This is a genomic window from Pseudoalteromonas sp. KJ63-1, assembly GCF_055808145.1.
This window is the reverse complement of sequence record NZ_CM147855.1, coordinates 579644-596410: the sequence shown is the minus strand read 5'-3', so window position 1 is coordinate 596410 and position 16767 is coordinate 579644. Positions and strand designations below refer to the sequence as shown.

Genomic DNA, 16767 nt, shown 5'->3' with positions numbered 1-16767 from the left:
AAGGGACATAAACGCGCTTTATTTTGTCAGCATTAAATGGTTTAAAAACAGTCGGAAGAATTCACTCAGTGAAGCAACGTTTAACTGTGCATATATACGTTTACGATGGTTTTTAACTGTACCTAGGGCGATCCCAAGCTGAGAAGCAATATCTGCGGAGTCGCAACCTTGCACAATTAGACAAGCAACCTGATGCTCTCGTTGAGTGAGTTGTTGGTTAGCAAATGATGTGAGGGCATTTTCTATAAGCTGCCCAGTAACTGAACTATTAAATTGATTTAATAGTAATTTTTGGCTACCCCAATGTTGGCTACACAGTGCTTTTATTAAATTAAAATGTGCTATTAATTGCTGCTTTTGCAACGCACTAAAGCGCTGGTTATTGGATAATAAACCAAGGTAAATAACAATCGAGCGACCGTTACCTATATTAGTACAAATACTTAGCTCATCAGTCCAGTCAGTGTGAGTATAAAACTGCTGTTGATATGCCTTAAAGGTCAGTTCATCTTGATAACGAGCTATATCAGCGAGCCGAAATACTCCTTCCTCAGCTTTACTAATCAGTTCAGTATAAAAAGGGTCGTTTACAAACGAGTTAGTAAGGTAGCGCTGAAATAAAAGTTCACGCTGTTTCTCGATAGAATCGAATAAATAAATGGGATGCTTATTTACTCTGCAAGCCAATACAACCGCACAATCAAACTCAACAATAAGGGCAATGTAATTAACCAGCTTTTGCGCAAAACTGGTCCCCTTTATAGCTTGTACACATTGCGCTAACGCATCTTGCTGAGTTAATTGCTGCTGCGAGTCCGACTGCATTATGATGCCATTTTACACTGAGTATCACTGATACAAGTTTGCTTGCTTAATACTGGCAAAATCATTAAAACGCACGCCGTGTTGGCGCATCACTTCAAGGATTTTTTTACTGATCATTTGTCGTAAATAAAACGGCTGATTCGGCACAAAATGATGAATAGTATGAGTATGCCCAAAGTTAAAGCAAAATAAATTAAATGGCATAAACAAACGGCTGGTGATGACGTGAGTTTGTTCAAGCATATTATTAACACCGCCGTAATAATGCATACTTGAAGTAACAAAATTAAGGGAGCTCGAACGTACAATATTAGGCACAATCAGCACCACCATTAGAAATTCAAACACATTCATTGCATCAAGCAGCAATACAGGTGAATTAGCAGCCAGTGGAGTGAACAAATTAACTAAGTGAAACACAATTACGCTATATAAAATGGCGAAATACGCAGTAGTAATGGGAAAACCTGCATTAAACACTTTAAAGAAGCTAAACCCATTAATTTCTTTACTAAAACGTTTTGCATTAATTAATAAACCGAGTAATCCATCAACAATTACCAAGGCACGTAAAAACGGATTTTTAATACCATTACCTACCAAACGCTCTTCTAAATCTTGCTCAGTACCCGACGTTTTGTGATGATGTAAATGCATCTTGCGACGGTACCATGGGCTTATGGTATTAGGACGCATCAGCCACACGGTTAACATCATAAAATTATGCAAAAATGGTTGGTTGCTAAAGTACTGTTTGTGGATTAAGTCATGCTCAAGCTCATGGGAAATTGAGGTAGCAATGGCCGCTAAAATAATGCATAGCCAAGCGGGAATAATAGCAAAATAATACAGCGTGCCAATTCCGATTAATGCACTCAAAGAAAGTAATAAAATAGCCATTCCTAAGGTATTTTGATGCATTAATAGCGGGTGTTTTTTACGCAGTAAGGCTTCTTCAGCCTTAATCGCTTTTACAATGGCTTGAATATTCTGTTTTGCGGTTAGTTGAGTCATGATGTTTTATTCGCAACAAGAGGTTGAGGTATATAATACCCGAGTCAAAACACATTGCATAACTTAGCACACCCGTATCAATGAAAAATACGATTAAAGTCAGGCCTGTGTTTACTATCTAACCTTAGTTCTGGATAAGAAACCTATCTCAAGCAGAGGTTAAGGTTAGGTAAACCAAAACGTTTACAGGCCAAGTTTAGATCAAAACCTACTGCTTATAAAAGTAGCAATGTTGGACACATTTTTTGTAATTAAAATCCGGCGACTCAAATCTTAGGCATAAAAAAACCCCAACCAATTTGGTCGGGGCTATAAAAAGTGGTACCAGCGGCCGGACTTGAACCGGCACGCCTTGCGGCAGGGGATTTTGAATCCCCCATGTATACCAATTTCATCACGCTGGCATCATTTTTCTTTAACCTTCTAAACACGAGAAGATAAAGAAAAACCACTTAAGAGTGAAAGATTATGTACCCTCTTCCATCTCATTGCCTAGCATTATACAAACAATGAGCAAAGCGGCAAGCGTTTTATGTATTAAGCGTGATCGACCGCTTAACATTTAGGCAACCATTAACATTTGAACCAATAGCTGGTTAAGCACATAGCGTAATAGGTAGTATTTAGCGGCTTATTTGCTAAACTATCGCGCACATTAACAGTGAGAGTATATTTATGTCGGCTGAGTTTCCACGAGCAGGGTTTTGGCGTCGTTTTGCGTCATTGGTGTACGACACATTAGCTATTATCGCTTTTGCGATGCTAACGGTGGTATTGTATTTATTTGCTATCCAAGGACTTATTTCCCTTGATGTTATTGCCCTCAATGGCGCTGAAGATGTATCTGCACGTATTCAAGATTCACTATTACTTTCTGGTATTCGTAGCTCGCTGCTGGTGCTTGTTGGCTTGGTATTTTTTGGTTATTTTTGGACGAAAAGTGGGCAAACAATTGGTATGCGAGCATGGCGCTTAAAAGTACAAACCAACCAAGGAAGTTTAATTAGCTGGCCACAAGCTATTATCCGCAGTATCAGCGCATTACTTGGTTTAGGAAATTTAGTGGTATTAGTCGACTTTAAAAATAAAAAAGCACTACAAGATTACTTATCAAAAACCGAAGTGGTTACGCTCACCAAAGAAGAAAATAAACGCGTGTATCGCGAACTAGATTAATACTTAATCTAGTGAATTGGTATAACCTCAAGCTAAAGCATAAAAAACGCGGCACTTTTAAAAAAGGCCGCGTTTTTTATTTAAGCTTTAAGTCTAGCTACACCCGCTTATTCATCAAATAAGCTGCAAACCCAGTAAATAAAATGCTCGGTAGAACGGCGCCTACAATGGCTGGGATTTGATATACCATTACCACAGGGCCAAATATCTCATTAGTTAAGTGAAACACTATCCCCGTTACCACTCCCATGATAATTCGTGCCCCCATAGTTACGGTTCGCAGCGGACCAAATATAAACGATAAGGCAACCAACAACATCACAGCAATAGACACTGGCTGCATTAATTTACGCCATAGTGCTAAATCATAGGTACTTGTATCTTGCTCATTTTGCTGTAAATAAGCTAAATATGACCACAATCCTGAAAATGACAGTGACTCTGGTTTTACTGAAACCACGCCAAGTTTTTCACCGGTCAGCTGAGATGAGTAAAACTCTTCAGTAACTTGCTCCGTGGTAATTAGCTCTTCACTGATCAATACTTTGTTCACATCGCGCAGTAGCCAGCCATTATCACGCCCTACTGCTTCTTTTGCTTTAGTAATTTGTGTAAGTTGCAACGACTTATCAAAGTGGTACATATTTACGCCGCGCAGCATGCCATTTTGGTCAACATCTTCAATATTAATAAAGTTACTGCCATCTTTAGCCCACACGCCTTTTTGTGCATTAAATACATCCCCGCCATGAATAGCTTGGTTACGCATTTCTTTGGCGTGCAGCTGAGCAGCGGGCGCCCCCCACTCACCTAGCGCCATTACGCACAGCGCCATAAAAATTGCGGTTTTCATTACCGAGCCAATGATTTGTAAACGCGACATACCCGCGGCTTGCATTACTACCAACTCACTATTAGAAGCTAAAGCGCCTAACCCAGTTAAGCCACCAATAAGTGCTGCCATTGGGAAAAACACCACTAAATCGCCGGGCATACTATAAATGGTATATAGCAAGGCGGTCATAATATCGTAACTACCACGGCCAACCGATTTAAGTTGCTCTATAAATTTTATTAAAGTACTGATCCCCACCAACACCATTAGTGCAAATCCAGTGGTTTGCATAATGCTACGGCCTAAATACCAATCAAGCGTTTTCATCATATGTGTTGCTCCCGTTTAGTCACGACAGCCTTCAGCCAAACACCTAATGGGCGGCCTTTAATAATTAATAAACTACCTATAAATAATGCACTTAGGTGAATCCACCATAGGCCAATAGAGGGCGGAATTTTCCCATCTTCTACCGCAAACTTAGCCGCGTTGAGTAAAATGAAATACCCTAAATATAAGCTCAAAGCGGGCACTAATTTAGCAAATTTACCTTGGCGTGGATTAACAACGCTCAGGGGTACTGCTAGTAAAGTTAATAATGGGATAGATAACGGAATAGCTAAACGCCATTGCCACTGTGCAATTGCTTCTGGAGTGTTAATGGCTATTAATTCACGAGTTGGCACGGCTTCTAACTTACGACGTTGATGTTCTATTTCTTGCTCGCGAATTTGTACGCTGTAACCATCAAACTCAGTTAAGTTAAGTGAAGGCGCTTCGCCGTCAGTTTCATAGCGCTTACCATCAGTGAGCACTAACTGCTGTTCACCATTTTGCGCTTCAATAACAACGCCCTGCTCTGCATAAACTAAACGCGCTAGGTCACTTTTTTCACTATCGGGTAGTTGTGCCACAAAAACTTTGTTGAGCTCTTTGCCGCCATTTTCAATATTATGAATAAACACCACGGCTTTTTCGTTACCGGTTTGTTGAAAACGTCCAGCTCGAAGTGCAGATAAACCAGCATCAGCCTTGGCTTGCTCTTTAAGTTGATATTCTTGTTCGCTTGCCCACGGTGCAATATACAAAGTAAGTACCGCGGCCAACAACGCTAAAATGACACTTGAAATTAGCGTAATACGCACTACATACCACTCACTCACGCCACAGGCTTTAAGTACTGTCATTTCACTGTCGGCGTAAATCCGGCTGTAAGCTAAAATAATTCCTAAAAATAAGCTCAGAGGCAAAATTAACGATGCCAACTGCGGCAATTTAAGCGCAATCATGGCAAACACAAGCTTTGCTGGGATACTACCTTCTGAGGCATCACCAAGAATGACAACAAACTTTTGCGACAAAAATATGGTCATTAAAGTTAAAAATACGGCGACCTGCGATTTTAAAACCTCAGTGGTCAAATAACGGAAAATTAGCAACATTCGCCCCTGTTAAACATGGAATTTCAATTTAGTAATAAAAAACAATGAGTGAACTAGTTAATTCACTCATTTTAAATGAGTATTAAGCACATATTATAAGCCATCAATATTAATTATCCTACCTAACATCACGATATAATGTTGCATTAGTAACCCTTAAGCATATAAAGTTCAAATACACAGTAAGAGTCGAGTAAAATCTACTAATATTAGCGCTAGACCTAAAAATTTAGGTAAAAAGACTAGAAAACACATTTTTAGTCCCAACTTAGCTTCTATAGATGACTCAAAATCAGGAGTGACAATGGAATTCAACGTAAAAAGTGGTAGCCCAGAAAAACAACGCAGTGCATGTATTGTTGTTGGCGTATACGAACCACGCAGGTTATCCCCCATTGGTGAACAACTTGATAAAATCAGCGATGGTTATATCTCAAATTTATTACGCCGTGGCGACTTAGAAGGTAAGCCAGGGCAAGTATTACTATTACACCATGTACCTAATATTTTAAGCGAACGTATTCTACTCGTTGGCTGCGGTAAAGAACGCGAACTAGACGATAAACAATATAAACAAATTATTTCAAAAACTATCAACACCTTAAATGAAACAGGCTCGATGGAAGCAGTGTGCTTTTTAACTGAGCAACACGTTAAAGGCCGTGATACCTATTGGAAAGTGCGTCAAGCGGTAGAAACAACCCAAGACTGTTTATACACCTTCAATCAGCTAAAAAGCAAGAAAGTAGATCCTCGTCGTCCACTGCGAAAAATGGTATTTAACGTTCCTACGCGCCGCGAACTGACTATAGGTGAAAGTGCCATTGAGCATGGCCTAGCGATTGCTGCTGGTAGCAAATTGTGCAAAGACGTTGCCAATATGCCGCCTAATATTTGTAATCCAGCGTATCTCGGCGAGCAAGCCAAAGAACTTGAGACTAATTTTGACAACATCACTGTTGAGCTGATTGGCGAAGATAAAATGGCAGAACTAGGTATGAACTCATACCTAGCAGTTGGTCGTGGTAGTGATAACGAATCGGTTATGTCGGTAATTAACTACAAAGGCGCAGGCGATGACCAAGCGCCTATCGTATTAGTTGGTAAAGGCTTAACCTTTGACTCAGGCGGCATTTCATTAAAACCAGGCGAAGGCATGGATGAAATGAAATACGACATGGGTGGTGCTGCTGGTGTTATTGGTGCCATGCGCTCGCTTGCACAAATGCAGCTACCTATAAACGTAATTGGCGTTTTAGCCGGTTGTGAAAACATGCCAAGCTCAAACGCCTATCGCCCAGGTGATATTTTAACCACTATGTCTGGGCAAACGGTTGAAGTACTTAATACTGATGCCGAAGGCCGTTTAGTGTTATGTGACGCGCTAACCTATGTTGAGCGTTTTGAACCAGAAACCGTGATTGATGTGGCAACATTAACCGGTGCGTGTATTGTTGCTTTAGGTGCCCATGCTACGGGTTTATTAGCAAACCATAATCCACTGGCACATGATTTATTAAAAGCGTCGGAGCAAAGTGGCGATCGTGCATGGCAACTGCCATTATGGGATGATTATCAAGATCAACTAGAAAGCCCATTTGCCGACTTTACTAACTTAGGTGGCCGAGCTGCAGGTACTATTACTGCGGCCTGTTTCTTATCTAAATTTACTAAAAAGTATAACTGGGCTCATTTAGATATTGCCGGTACGGCATGGCGCAGCGGCGCTAAAAAAGGCGCAACGGGTCGCCCTGTACCTATGCTAACTCAGTATTTATTAAACCGAGCAGGCATTAGCGAAGCAACCCAGGACTAACAAACCTGTAAAAGGCTTCACAGCCCAATATAGAGTATAAAATAAGGCGCTTTTAAAGCGCCTTATTTATTGGGTATTAATTGAAGCAAACCCCGTTATATGGCAAAATCCCCTTCTTAATTTGTGTGTATTTAATAACAGCACAATCAATGTCATGGGAAATCCCGATACAATGAACATGAATGCCCAGTTTTTCATTTTAAAGCAACAAGATGAGTCATTAGCTAAAGCCGATGATCACTTTGCTTTAGCAGCTCAAATAGCTGGGCAACAGTATCGGCTTGGTCAACGCGTATTTATTTTTGTAGACAGCGAAGCAACCGCCAACAGCATTGACGAAACTATTTGGACATTTGATGCCGACAGTTTTGTGCCCCACAATTTACAAGGTGAAGGCCCAAAAGGCGGCGCACCTGTAGAAATTGGCACAACACCACCTGTTGGTAATCGTAAAGTATTAATTAACTTGGCCAATCACTTACCGGATTTTATTCGTCGGTTTAACCAAGTTTTTGATTTTGTACCCGTAGAGCCCGTAGCCAAACAAGCCGCTCGTGAGCGCTTTAAAAAACTACGCCAACTCGGTGCCAATATCACCACGCAAGATATTAATCGCTAACGCTCACTGCGTACAAAGCTAACTAACTCATTTAAGTACTTATTTAAGGTTCTGTGTAATGGATAAAACCTACAATCCGCAAGATATTGAACAGTCTCTATATCAAGACTGGGAACAAAAAGGCTACTTTAAGCCATCTGGCCAAGGCACCCCATATTCAATTATGATCCCGCCGCCAAATGTCACGGGTAGCTTACACATGGGCCACGCTTTCCAAGATACCATCATGGATACCTTAACGCGCTTTAAACGTATGCAAGGTAACAATACATTATGGCAAGTAGGTACTGACCACGCAGGTATTGCCACGCAAATGCTAGTAGAGCGAAAGCTTGCGGCAGAAGAGGGTAAAACACGCCACGATTTAGGCCGTGATACATTTATCGATAAAATTTGGGAATGGAAAAACGAGTCTGGTGGCACAATCACTAAACAACTTCGCCGCTTAGGTGCTTCTGTTGATTGGGACCGTGAACGTTTTACTATGGACGATGGCCTATCAGAAGCTGTTAAAGAAGTATTTGTACGCCTTCATAAAGAAAACCTAATTTACCGTGGTAAACGCCTAGTAAACTGGGATCCAAAGTTACACACTGCGATTTCTGATCTTGAAGTAGAAAACAAAGACAAACAAGGCCATATGTGGAACTTACGTTACCCACTGGCTGATGGCGTAAAAACGCAAGACGGTAAAGACTATATTGTTGTAGCCACTACGCGCCCAGAAACAATGCTGGGTGACTCAGGTGTGGCAGTAAACCCAGATGACGAGCGCTACCAAGACCTAATCGGTAAAGAGATTTTACTACCGATTGTTAATCGTCGTATTAAAATTGTTGCCGATGAACATGCCGATAAAGACAAAGGTACGGGCTGTGTAAAAATAACCCCTGCGCACGACTTTAACGATAACGAAGTTGGTAAGCGCCACAAGATGCCGATGATTAATATCTTCGACAAAGACGCGGCTATTTTAACCCAAGGTGAAACATACACCTTTGATGGTAAAGAACTTGAATTTGATGCGCCAATTCCTGAGCGCTTACATGGCCTGGACCGTTTTGACGCACGTAAAGCGATTATTGCTGAATTTGAAGAGCTAGGCCTACTTGAAAAAATTGAAGACCATGGCCTAACCGTTCCTTACGGTGACCGCTCTGGTGTTGTTATTGAACCACTACTTACTGACCAATGGTATGTACGTGTTGCACCACTTGCTGAACCTGCAAAAGACGCAGTTAAAAACGGCGACATCCAATTTGTACCTAAGCAATACGAAAACATGTACTTTTCGTGGATGAACGACGTACAAGATTGGTGTATTTCACGCCAGCTTTGGTGGGGTCACCGTATTCCAGCTTGGTACGATAGCGAAGGCAACGTATACGTTGGTCGTGATGAAGCAGAAGTACGCCGCGACAACAATATTGCAGATAGCGTAGCACTAAGCCAAGACGAAGACGTTCTTGATACTTGGTTCTCATCAGCACTGTGGACCTTCTCAACCCAAGGTTGGCCAGAAAATACTGATGACTTAAAAACCTTCCACCCATCTGACGTGTTGGTAACCGGTTTTGATATCATTTTCTTCTGGGTTGCACGTATGATCATGATGACGCTGCACTTTATAAAAGATGAAAATGGCAAACCACAAGTTCCATTTAAAACCGTGTATGTAACTGGCTTAATACGTGATGATAACGGCGATAAAATGTCGAAGTCTAAAGGTAACGTACTTGACCCACTAGACATGATTGACGGCATTGGCCTTGAAGACTTAGTACAAAAGCGTACTGGTAACATGATGCAGCCTAAACTTGCCGCTAAAATTGAAAAAGATACCCGCAAAGTATTTGCAAACGGTATTGAAGCACACGGTACCGACGCACTACGCTTTACCTTAGCAGCCATGGCTTCAACTGGTCGTGATATAAACTGGGATATGAACCGCCTTGAAGGCTACCGTAACTTCTGTAACAAATTATGGAACGCGAGCCGTTACGTATTAATGAACACAGAAGAGCAAGATTGTGGTTTTAACGACAGTGAAAAACAGTACTCGTTAGCTGATCGTTGGATTCTAGGTCAATATGAAGGCACGGTTAAAACCTACACCGAGCACCTTGATAACTACCGTTTTGATTTAGCCGCGAATACGCTGTATGAATTCACCTGGAACCAGTTCTGTGATTGGTACTTAGAACTTACTAAGCCGGTACTATTTAAAGGCAGTGAAGCTCAGCAACGTGGTACACGTCATACACTTATTACCGTACTTGAAAGCTTATTACGTTTAATGCACCCAATGATGCCATACATTACAGAAACGATTTGGCAACGTGTAGCACCACTTGCAGGGCTTGAAACAACAGGCACTAGCATTATGGTTCAAGGCTTCCCTGTTTATAACGCAGCAAGTGTTGATGCTAAAGCGATGGATGACTTAGAGTGGGTTAAGCAATTCATTTTAGCGATTCGTAATATTCGTGGTGAAATGGATATCAGCCCAAGCAAGCCGCTATCAGTATTATTAGCCAATGCATCGAGCGACGATGTGCGCCGTATTAACGAAAATGAATCGTTTTTAGCGTCACTTGCTAAGCTTGAAGCATTTACTTTGCTTGAAAACAAAGACGATGCCCCAGCGTGTGCAACCTCTTATGTTGGCAACCTTGAAATTATGATCCCAATGGCGGGCTTAATTGATGTGGAAGCTGAACTTGCACGTATCAACAAGCAACTTGAAAAAGCAGAGAAAGGCCTAGCGCAAGTGCAAAATAAACTGGCTAACGAAAAGTTTGTTAACAATGCACCTGAAGCGGTACTTGCTAAAGAAAATGCTAAGCTAGCTGAATTTACCGATGCTAAAACTAAGCTACTAGAGCAAAAAGTTAAAATAGAAAGCTTATAATTAAACCAGTACGAATGGCTTATGCCATTCGTAATCAGTTAATTTATAAGTATAAAAAAGCCGCTTTCTTCATTTGAAGTAAGCGGCTTTTTTGTGTCTAGACTCTAGGTTCTAGGCTCTAGGCTCTAGGCTCTAGGTTCTAGGTTCTAGGTTCTAGGTTCTAGGCAGAATTAGAATGTGTAGTTATACTGCGCGCCTAACAATACTGCATGACCTTTTGATTCAAAAGACCATTGCTGTGGTAATGTTTCGCTTTCTACTTTTTCAGTAAAGTTTTGTGTTTTACCACGTAATACGCTCACACCTAAATCAACATTTGAGTTTTCATCGATCGCATAGTTACCACCAAACGAGAACCAAAAACGGTCTGTATCAGGGATAGAAATTGATAAATGCTGTTGTGATACTGGTGATTCATCAAAGGCAAAACCAGCACGAAGCATTAAGTTTTCGCTGTACTGGTAATCGGTACCGATTGAGTAGCGCAGTGCATCAGAGAAGTCTTCTGTTTTTTCAAACGCGCTGAACTTACCACCTGTAGGTGCAGTAACTTGTGCTTCTAATGAATCAAAGCTGCTCCAACCTGTCCACAATACGCTGTAGTGAACGCCTAGTTTTTCATCTAATTGGTGAGAACCAGAGAACTCAGCAATTGCTGGTAATGTAATTTCAACTGAGCCAGGTAATTCAACTTGACCGTTCAACCCACCAGGAATAAATGAAGGTAGCTCATTCGAGTACTCACCTTCAAAAGTAATGTCTGTTTCTGTACGGTAGTTAAAACCAAAACGGCTGTTTTCACTTAGCTGATACATTAAGCCAACATTTAAGCCGTAGCCCATGTCGTCACCCTCAAGGTGAACAGCATCAGCACTTGCAGGAATAGACGCTATAGCAGCGTTCACTGGAGGTACAACACCAAACTTACGAATAATCTTCGCTTCTGCATAAATTGCATTTAAGCCGATACCAAAGCTAAACTGCTCTGAAACTTTATAAGCAACGCTTGCGTTCATGTTTACCGTAACAATTTCAGTTTCACCGGCAATTTGGCCAGCTGCGTAATCATCGTTAAACTCAGTCGCTAAGCCAAAGTTAGAAAATGCACCAAAACCAACGGATACTTTATCGTTTACTGGCATAGTGAAATAACCAGCAGGAATAATCGCGCTAGGTGCGATGCTGTCATCATCTAGTACGCTGTTATCTAAACCGTAGACATTACCTGTACCTTCAAGGCTCACGTCAGGAATTACAGCCATAGCTGCAACACTAAGTTGCTTCTCTTTAAACAACGTCATTAATGCTGGGTTACGTGCAACCACAGACGCATCGTCTGCTACAGACGCTTCACCTGCGTATGCGCGGCCTAAACCAGATACGTTTTGTTCAGCAAGCTGAAAAGCCGCTGCAAAGGTATCTGCTGAAACAAATGCCAGCGATGCCGCAATAAGAGTTTTAGTAAATTTCATTGTTGTGTCCTTAGCCAAACTCACTGTTTGGATAGCTATGTGTGTTGTTATTAGGATTTCAAACCCGCGTACACTACCTTAAATTTTTATAAAAAACTCTACTAAAACGTTAAAAAACATCAAAAAACACGTTTTTTAACTACATTTTAACAACTATTTAAAACTCATCGGAGCAGAAGTATGGTATTAGAGTATATACTCTAATGATATTAATTCTCATTTGCATTGACTTAGCTTACGTTGCAATTTACACTGCTAATAAAGTCACCAAGGGAGAAGACAGTGATCATTTTACTTATTGTTACAGCGCTTATTTTTTGCGGTATAAGTGTTTATTTTTTTATAAAGCAAATTATTGCGCGTGTACGCAGGCAGGTAAATGTGACAACCCAGTCAATCACTATTGGTTAGCAGCCATTAGTATGGCGATTATTTCTTTGGTTTTTTGCTGCTTAGCACTGCATGTAGAATTAGGCACGTTATTGTGGATAACGTTAATGGGTAATTGCTTTTTAGGTGGGTATATTTCTGCTAAAACAAACAGAAAAAGACGATGCCAAAAGGCTAAAGCAGTAGATGCTCTTTTAAAAGTCGAGGTAAGTTAATTTTATAATCAGCAGGTTTTACACTTGCTTGTATTTTTACTTCATCATTATTTAAGCTCAAATCAATATCTTTTGCAGTAACATGATGATTATGTTTTGCGTTGTAAAAAAGCTTAACTTTAGGTTTAATTGGGTTTGAATGATTCCCCTCTAGCACCAAGGCCAAACGCTCATTGGTTAACTTAACGATAGTACCCACGGGGTGAACACCTAAGCACTTTATAAATAGCTGTACTAACTCTGCATCAAATAGCTGTTTGTTTGCTAACAGATAACGCAACGCATTTATAGGCTCGTCCCCTTCTTGGTGCGGCCTATCTGCTGTAAGTGCATCGTATACATCAACAATCGCTAAAATCCGAGCAGGACGACTTATTTTGCTGTCATCTACTCCTCGAGGATAACCAGAACCATCAAGGCGCTCATGATGATTCACAATCATATCCAGCATTAAAGTGGTGATACCTTTCTCACCTTTTAATAGCCCTAAGCATTGTGCAACATGCTTTTTTATTGCCGTCATCTCATTACCCGTAACTTTGCCAGGCTTTGAGAATATTCCTTGAGGTAATTTAGCCTGCCCTAAGTCATGCATCAATGCCCCCATAGCAAGCTCTTGAACCACTTCGCGTTTATACCCTAAATACTTAGCGAATACCGCCGTAAAAATGGTGCAATTGATCATATGACGCCAGTTATAGCTATGTTTATCTTTTATGCGAGTTAAAATAGTCATAGCATGTTCATTGCGAAATACAGAGCTAACTATTTCATTACTTATCTCATTAAGTGCATCAGTATTCAGTGACAAACCTGAGGTTAAATCACCAAAAATACTTTGTAACTTTCTGTTGTGAGCATCATAACTAACGCTGGCTTTGGCAAACTCTTGTTGCAAGCTGACAACTCGCTTTTTACTGGCGGGCTTATCTTGATTTGTAGCATCGGCTTGTGGTTTTTCTTTTACTTTATATTTAGACGGTACAGCTACATCACTTTTTGTAAAATCAATAAGAAGCTCTAACACTCCTTCAGTAATTAAACGCTGAATTATAGATTTATCACGTACCAAACCGCTGGTTTTAATTTTTATACCATCCACACTCTCCTGCTGCTTCGTCACGCTATTTACGTACATGCCGGGAATGAGCTCTGATATAGGTAAGGTAACTAACATAAATGTGAGGGTTTCTATAATTAAGGGATATTTACTTTAATAGCATTATTTGGCTATAAAAGTCTAGCTTTCGATTTTAGGGTAATAATAAATTATTAATACTAAAAATCTTGCGACTGTTAATATTAAACTAAAAACATAGCACTGAATATACGCCTAACGGTGTAAATTAGATTGCTACAAGCATTATTATTTAACGAAGAATAAAAATCGCAAGCGAGTTTAAATAGCTTTAATGGTTTTTAGGGGGAGTAAAAAGTAAACGCAAATGGCGCTCTCGGTAGGGATCGAACCTACAACTCAGCCTCCGGAGGGCCACGTGATATCCATTTCACCACGAGAGCACATTTGTTGCCGCCACATCAACTCGCGATATCAATGCTTTAGCATGCGCAATAATAAAGGCATCTTTGTATAAATACCAGCATGATTCGTTTACATGTCTATAATTTAAACTAATCACTTAACAAAAGGTAAAAAAAGCGCTATTTATTTATATTCTATAAAAAAACAGTAACGCTTTAGACACATATTATCTATTATTGTCACTGAACGGATAGATTAAACATGAGGAAGTAATTATGAAGTTAATGTCAACAGAACAAGTTGCTGAGTTTTTAGGAGTTAAAGTCGAGCGAGTTAAACGCTTAACACGCGAAAGCTTACTTATTGCCAAAAGTGAAGATGCTAATGGCGAACCACAATATGACTCCGATGAAGTAGCTAAATATAAAGAGCTAGCAGCTCGATTTGGTGGGCTTTAACTCCCCATTGATGCTAAAAGCTCATCCAATTGCGCGCGCAGTTCAACAACTTTGTTGTTGATGGCGCGTTGCTCATACCAGCCTATACATAACAGCAAATAAACTACTTGGTAGCACTCAAGCTTGTGCATAGATAGGTAAAATAGCTCTGACGCCTTATATACTTGATAACCTTTAAGCAAAGCCTGTTTAGTTGAACTATCTAAGTTAAAACTAACGGCTAGCGCAGCAAGATCAAAATAAACATCGTTAGTTTGAGCGTATTCAAAGTCAATTAAATAGACGCCTTTTGGGTTAACGATTATATTTTCTTTTACTAAATCATTATGGCAAAAGCCGTGTTCTATGGGCATATTGGCAATGTTTTCTAGTACTTTATTTAAGTGCTTATCAAACTGTTTAAACACCAATAAATGCCGATAGGCTTGCAATTGTGATGCAATATCCATCGTTTGAGTATTCGTTGTATGAGCGTGTACTTTAGCCAGCTTAGCCAATAGCGGCATAGCTAAGTAAGACTCTGCAACCTCTCCCTCTACATAAGTAAAAGCCGCTCGCTTATTTTGTTTATCAAGCCAAACAGGTGCAGGGCAAACTTGTTGCTTACTAAGCTCATATTGAGCATTTAGCGCTACTTCTGGCCAACATGATTGATAACATTTTAATAAGTAAGATTGGGAGTCAGTATGTATTAAAAAGTTATCGTTACTTAAGCCATTAACCAAATGCTCTGTTGAGGTTATTTTGCTAGGTGCTAAAAACGCACTACAAATATTAACTAACTGAGAATGCTGTTTCATGAATTATAGTTGCGCCATTGGTTTTGCTTGGCTTTGCTCATACTCTTCGTACCACGTTTTAAACCCCCACGCTGCCATAACGGTATAAAATATAAAAAGCACGAGTGTTGGGTAATAACCTTTTTCGTAATACAAATACATTGATGCAGCATCAATCACTATCCAATATAACCAATTCTCGAGCACTTTTTTAGCTACTAAGTAAGTAGTGACCACTGCAAAGCAAGTAGTAAAACTATCCAGATAAGCAAAATCTGCATGGGTGTAATTTTGCATCACGTAACCAATCGCTAATGACGCCAGAGTAGTTAATACTATTAAAATGACATGTCGGTTTACAGGCCAAGATGTAATCAACCGTTGCGCTTGATTAGCTTTACCTTTTCGCCACACAACCCACCCAAACACAGCCATGTACATGTAATAAAAGTTCAGTAATGACTCCATTAGCAACGCGCCATTCCAATACATTATGGTATAAATAAACGTACTAAAAAAAGCCGCTGGCCAGCACCATAAATTCTCTTTTATAGCTAATAATAAATACGCCATTGATAAAGCCACCGCAATATACTCCCAATGCGACATGGCAGTGAAACCACTAAGTACTTGCGTTATAAATTCCATCATTATAAAACGACCGTGTTTGTTAGGAGGTTATTCGGGAGATAAATCACCCGAGATAAATTTACACACAAAGATAGCTTTACCAAATTGCTCGTAAGAATGTTTAATCTCTGTACTGATCACCTGCATTACTAAGTCATAATCACCAAATATTTGAGTCGACATGGTATTCGTGATTACTTTGAGCTCTTCATAGGCATTTACTCTGTCGATAAAGCCTTTAATAAAGGGAATATAATCTTGGTGAAGCGGGTATTTACTGATCTCTACTGATAATTTCATTTCAAACTCAACTTTTTAATTATTTGATTTCAACTAATCATTCAACGCAACTTAAATACAGTGTAAAATTACACTAACACTCAATTTAACTGAGCTTATTATGGCACGCAGAATTACCTATACTTTTAAAAATCAACCGCGCGAGATTAACTTCGCAAAAGATAAATACCACGATATGTACCAGGCTATTGCGGCTGCTGAAGGTATTGATTTAACTAACTACTTAAACATGGTACGCCAAATTGAAATGACCTCTAAAGGGTCATCAGCTGTGCGTAACTTTCGTGACCAAGAATTTGCGCGTATGGGCTTTAGCGATATTTACTTTATAAAAGAGTAGCCATACTCATTAAACTAACATCACGATCATGTCAGCAATGTAAACTTACCGCATATCTTTAA

The 16767-nt window shown here is 40.0% G+C and carries 15 protein-coding genes, 2 tRNA genes and 1 pseudogene; 7 read left to right on the top strand and 11 right to left on the bottom strand.

Going from position 1 to position 16767, the window contains the following annotated elements; genetic code table 11:
• Window positions 1–18 precede the first annotated feature (18 nt).
• From AC0L7Q_RS02810 to AC0L7Q_RS02800, 3 genes are all read right to left on the bottom strand, one after another.
• Window positions 19–825 (bottom strand): LuxR C-terminal-related transcriptional regulator, encoded by an 807-nt coding sequence (locus tag AC0L7Q_RS02810; RefSeq protein ID WP_409424746.1) that lies wholly within the window; start codon window positions 823–825, stop codon window positions 19–21.
• A gap of 24 nt (window positions 826–849) precedes the next feature.
• On the bottom strand, window positions 850–1839 hold the full coding sequence (locus tag AC0L7Q_RS02805) for a fatty acid desaturase (protein WP_055012847.1): 990 nt from the start codon (window positions 1837–1839) through the stop codon (window positions 850–852).
• Window positions 1840–2158: 319 nt separating this feature from the next.
• Window positions 2159–2243, bottom strand: a tRNA-Leu gene (locus AC0L7Q_RS02800).
• Between the two features lie 271 nt (window positions 2244–2514).
• Here AC0L7Q_RS02800 and AC0L7Q_RS02795 point away from each other — a divergent pair.
• Window positions 2515–3015 carry an RDD family protein gene (locus tag AC0L7Q_RS02795; RefSeq protein ID WP_138571397.1) on the top strand — a complete coding sequence of 167 codons (501 nt, stop codon included), beginning with the start codon at window positions 2515–2517 and terminating at the stop codon, window positions 3013–3015.
• Window positions 3016–3112: 97 nt separating this feature from the next.
• Here AC0L7Q_RS02795 and lptG read toward each other — a convergent pair whose 3' ends face one another.
• On the bottom strand, window positions 3113–4180 hold the full coding sequence (gene lptG, locus AC0L7Q_RS02790; RefSeq protein ID WP_008466816.1) for an LPS export ABC transporter permease LptG: 1068 nt from the start codon (window positions 4178–4180) through the stop codon (window positions 3113–3115).
• Window positions 4177–5289 (bottom strand): LPS export ABC transporter permease LptF, encoded by a 1113-nt coding sequence (lptF, locus tag AC0L7Q_RS02785; RefSeq protein ID WP_413402929.1) that lies wholly within the window; start codon window positions 5287–5289, stop codon window positions 4177–4179. Before lptF ends, lptG begins: the two co-directional genes overlap by 4 nt.
• Before the next feature lie 307 nt (window positions 5290–5596).
• Between lptF and pepA the strand changes: the two genes are divergently transcribed.
• From pepA to AC0L7Q_RS02770, 3 genes are all read left to right on the top strand, one after another.
• On the top strand, window positions 5597–7108 hold the full coding sequence (gene pepA / locus AC0L7Q_RS02780; RefSeq protein ID WP_054202239.1) for a leucyl aminopeptidase: 1512 nt from the start codon (window positions 5597–5599) through the stop codon (window positions 7106–7108).
• A gap of 172 nt (window positions 7109–7280) precedes the next feature.
• Complete coding sequence (locus AC0L7Q_RS02775) at window positions 7281–7727, top strand: DNA polymerase III subunit chi (RefSeq protein WP_008112488.1); 447 nt, start codon at window positions 7281–7283, stop codon at window positions 7725–7727.
• Between the two features lie 58 nt (window positions 7728–7785).
• Window positions 7786–10638, top strand: a complete 2853-nt coding sequence (locus AC0L7Q_RS02770) for a valine--tRNA ligase (protein ID WP_413401313.1) — start codon at window positions 7786–7788, stop codon at window positions 10636–10638.
• 170 nt (window positions 10639–10808) lie between these two features.
• Here AC0L7Q_RS02770 and AC0L7Q_RS02765 read toward each other — a convergent pair whose 3' ends face one another.
• Complete coding sequence (locus AC0L7Q_RS02765; protein ID WP_413401312.1) at window positions 10809–12110, bottom strand: outer membrane protein transport protein; 1302 nt, start codon at window positions 12108–12110, stop codon at window positions 10809–10811.
• A 282-nt stretch (window positions 12111–12392) separates the two neighbouring features.
• On the opposite strand from AC0L7Q_RS02765, the pseudogene AC0L7Q_RS02760 reads away from it, so the two are divergent.
• Window positions 12393–12715 (top strand): annotated as a pseudogene (locus AC0L7Q_RS02760) (hypothetical protein).
• Here AC0L7Q_RS02760 and AC0L7Q_RS02755 read toward each other — a convergent pair.
• Complete coding sequence (locus AC0L7Q_RS02755) at window positions 12675–13892, bottom strand: HD-GYP domain-containing protein (protein ID WP_413401310.1); 1218 nt, start codon at window positions 13890–13892, stop codon at window positions 12675–12677. The pseudogene AC0L7Q_RS02760 and the gene AC0L7Q_RS02755 sit on opposite strands and share 41 nt — an antisense overlap.
• A gap of 269 nt (window positions 13893–14161) precedes the next feature.
• Window positions 14162–14236 (bottom strand) — tRNA-Arg (locus AC0L7Q_RS02750).
• A gap of 237 nt (window positions 14237–14473) precedes the next feature.
• Between AC0L7Q_RS02750 and AC0L7Q_RS02745 the strand changes: the two genes are divergently transcribed.
• Entirely contained in the window at window positions 14474–14656 is a 183-nt protein-coding gene (locus AC0L7Q_RS02745) for a helix-turn-helix domain-containing protein (protein ID WP_138605246.1), read from the top strand.
• On the opposite strand, the gene AC0L7Q_RS02740 is transcribed toward AC0L7Q_RS02745, so the two are convergent.
• Genes AC0L7Q_RS02740 through AC0L7Q_RS02730 form a run of 3 tightly spaced genes read right to left on the bottom strand, consistent with a single transcriptional unit; the run spans window position 14653 to window position 16365 of the window.
• Window positions 14653–15456 carry a phosphotransferase family protein gene (locus tag AC0L7Q_RS02740; protein WP_413401309.1) on the bottom strand — a complete coding sequence of 268 codons (804 nt, stop codon included), beginning with the start codon at window positions 15454–15456 and terminating at the stop codon, window positions 14653–14655. The two genes, AC0L7Q_RS02745 and AC0L7Q_RS02740, sit on opposite strands and share 4 nt — an antisense overlap.
• A 3-nt stretch (window positions 15457–15459) precedes the next feature.
• Complete coding sequence (gene pnuC, locus AC0L7Q_RS02735; protein WP_413402927.1) at window positions 15460–16083, bottom strand: nicotinamide riboside transporter PnuC; 624 nt, start codon at window positions 16081–16083, stop codon at window positions 15460–15462.
• Window positions 16084–16113: 30 nt separating this feature from the next.
• Window positions 16114–16365, bottom strand: a complete 252-nt coding sequence (locus tag AC0L7Q_RS02730; protein WP_008110382.1) for a hypothetical protein — start codon at window positions 16363–16365, stop codon at window positions 16114–16116.
• Between the two features lie 100 nt (window positions 16366–16465).
• On the opposite strand from AC0L7Q_RS02730, the gene AC0L7Q_RS02725 reads away from it, so the two are divergent.
• Window positions 16466–16705 carry a DUF2960 domain-containing protein gene (locus AC0L7Q_RS02725; protein ID WP_004588463.1) on the top strand — a complete coding sequence of 80 codons (240 nt, stop codon included), beginning with the start codon at window positions 16466–16468 and terminating at the stop codon, window positions 16703–16705.
• Window positions 16706–16767 lie beyond the last annotated feature (62 nt).

Coding starts and splice junctions, on each gene's coding strand:
- AC0L7Q_RS02765 (WP_413401312.1), bottom strand. CDS start 12,110: ATGAAATTTACTAAAACTCTTATTGCGGCATCGCTGGCATTTGTTTCA.
- AC0L7Q_RS02725 (WP_004588463.1), top strand. CDS start 16,466: ATGGCACGCAGAATTACCTATACTTTTAAAAATCAACCGCGCGAGATT.
- AC0L7Q_RS02740 (WP_413401309.1), bottom strand. CDS start 15,456: ATGAAACAGCATTCTCAGTTAGTTAATATTTGTAGTGCGTTTTTAGCA.
- AC0L7Q_RS02775 (WP_008112488.1), top strand. CDS start 7,281: ATGAACATGAATGCCCAGTTTTTCATTTTAAAGCAACAAGATGAGTCA.
- AC0L7Q_RS02730 (WP_008110382.1), bottom strand. CDS start 16,365: ATGAAATTATCAGTAGAGATCAGTAAATACCCGCTTCACCAAGATTAT.
- AC0L7Q_RS02810 (WP_409424746.1), bottom strand. CDS start 825: ATGCAGTCGGACTCGCAGCAGCAATTAACTCAGCAAGATGCGTTAGCG.
- lptG (WP_008466816.1), bottom strand. CDS start 4,180: ATGATGAAAACGCTTGATTGGTATTTAGGCCGTAGCATTATGCAAACC.
- pepA (WP_054202239.1), top strand. CDS start 5,597: ATGGAATTCAACGTAAAAAGTGGTAGCCCAGAAAAACAACGCAGTGCA.
- AC0L7Q_RS02805 (WP_055012847.1), bottom strand. CDS start 1,839: ATGACTCAACTAACCGCAAAACAGAATATTCAAGCCATTGTAAAAGCG.
- AC0L7Q_RS02745 (WP_138605246.1), top strand. CDS start 14,474: ATGAAGTTAATGTCAACAGAACAAGTTGCTGAGTTTTTAGGAGTTAAA.
- AC0L7Q_RS02770 (WP_413401313.1), top strand. CDS start 7,786: ATGGATAAAACCTACAATCCGCAAGATATTGAACAGTCTCTATATCAA.
- AC0L7Q_RS02795 (WP_138571397.1), top strand. CDS start 2,515: ATGTCGGCTGAGTTTCCACGAGCAGGGTTTTGGCGTCGTTTTGCGTCA.
- pnuC (WP_413402927.1), bottom strand. CDS start 16,083: ATGGAATTTATAACGCAAGTACTTAGTGGTTTCACTGCCATGTCGCAT.
- AC0L7Q_RS02755 (WP_413401310.1), bottom strand. CDS start 13,892: ATGTTAGTTACCTTACCTATATCAGAGCTCATTCCCGGCATGTACGTA.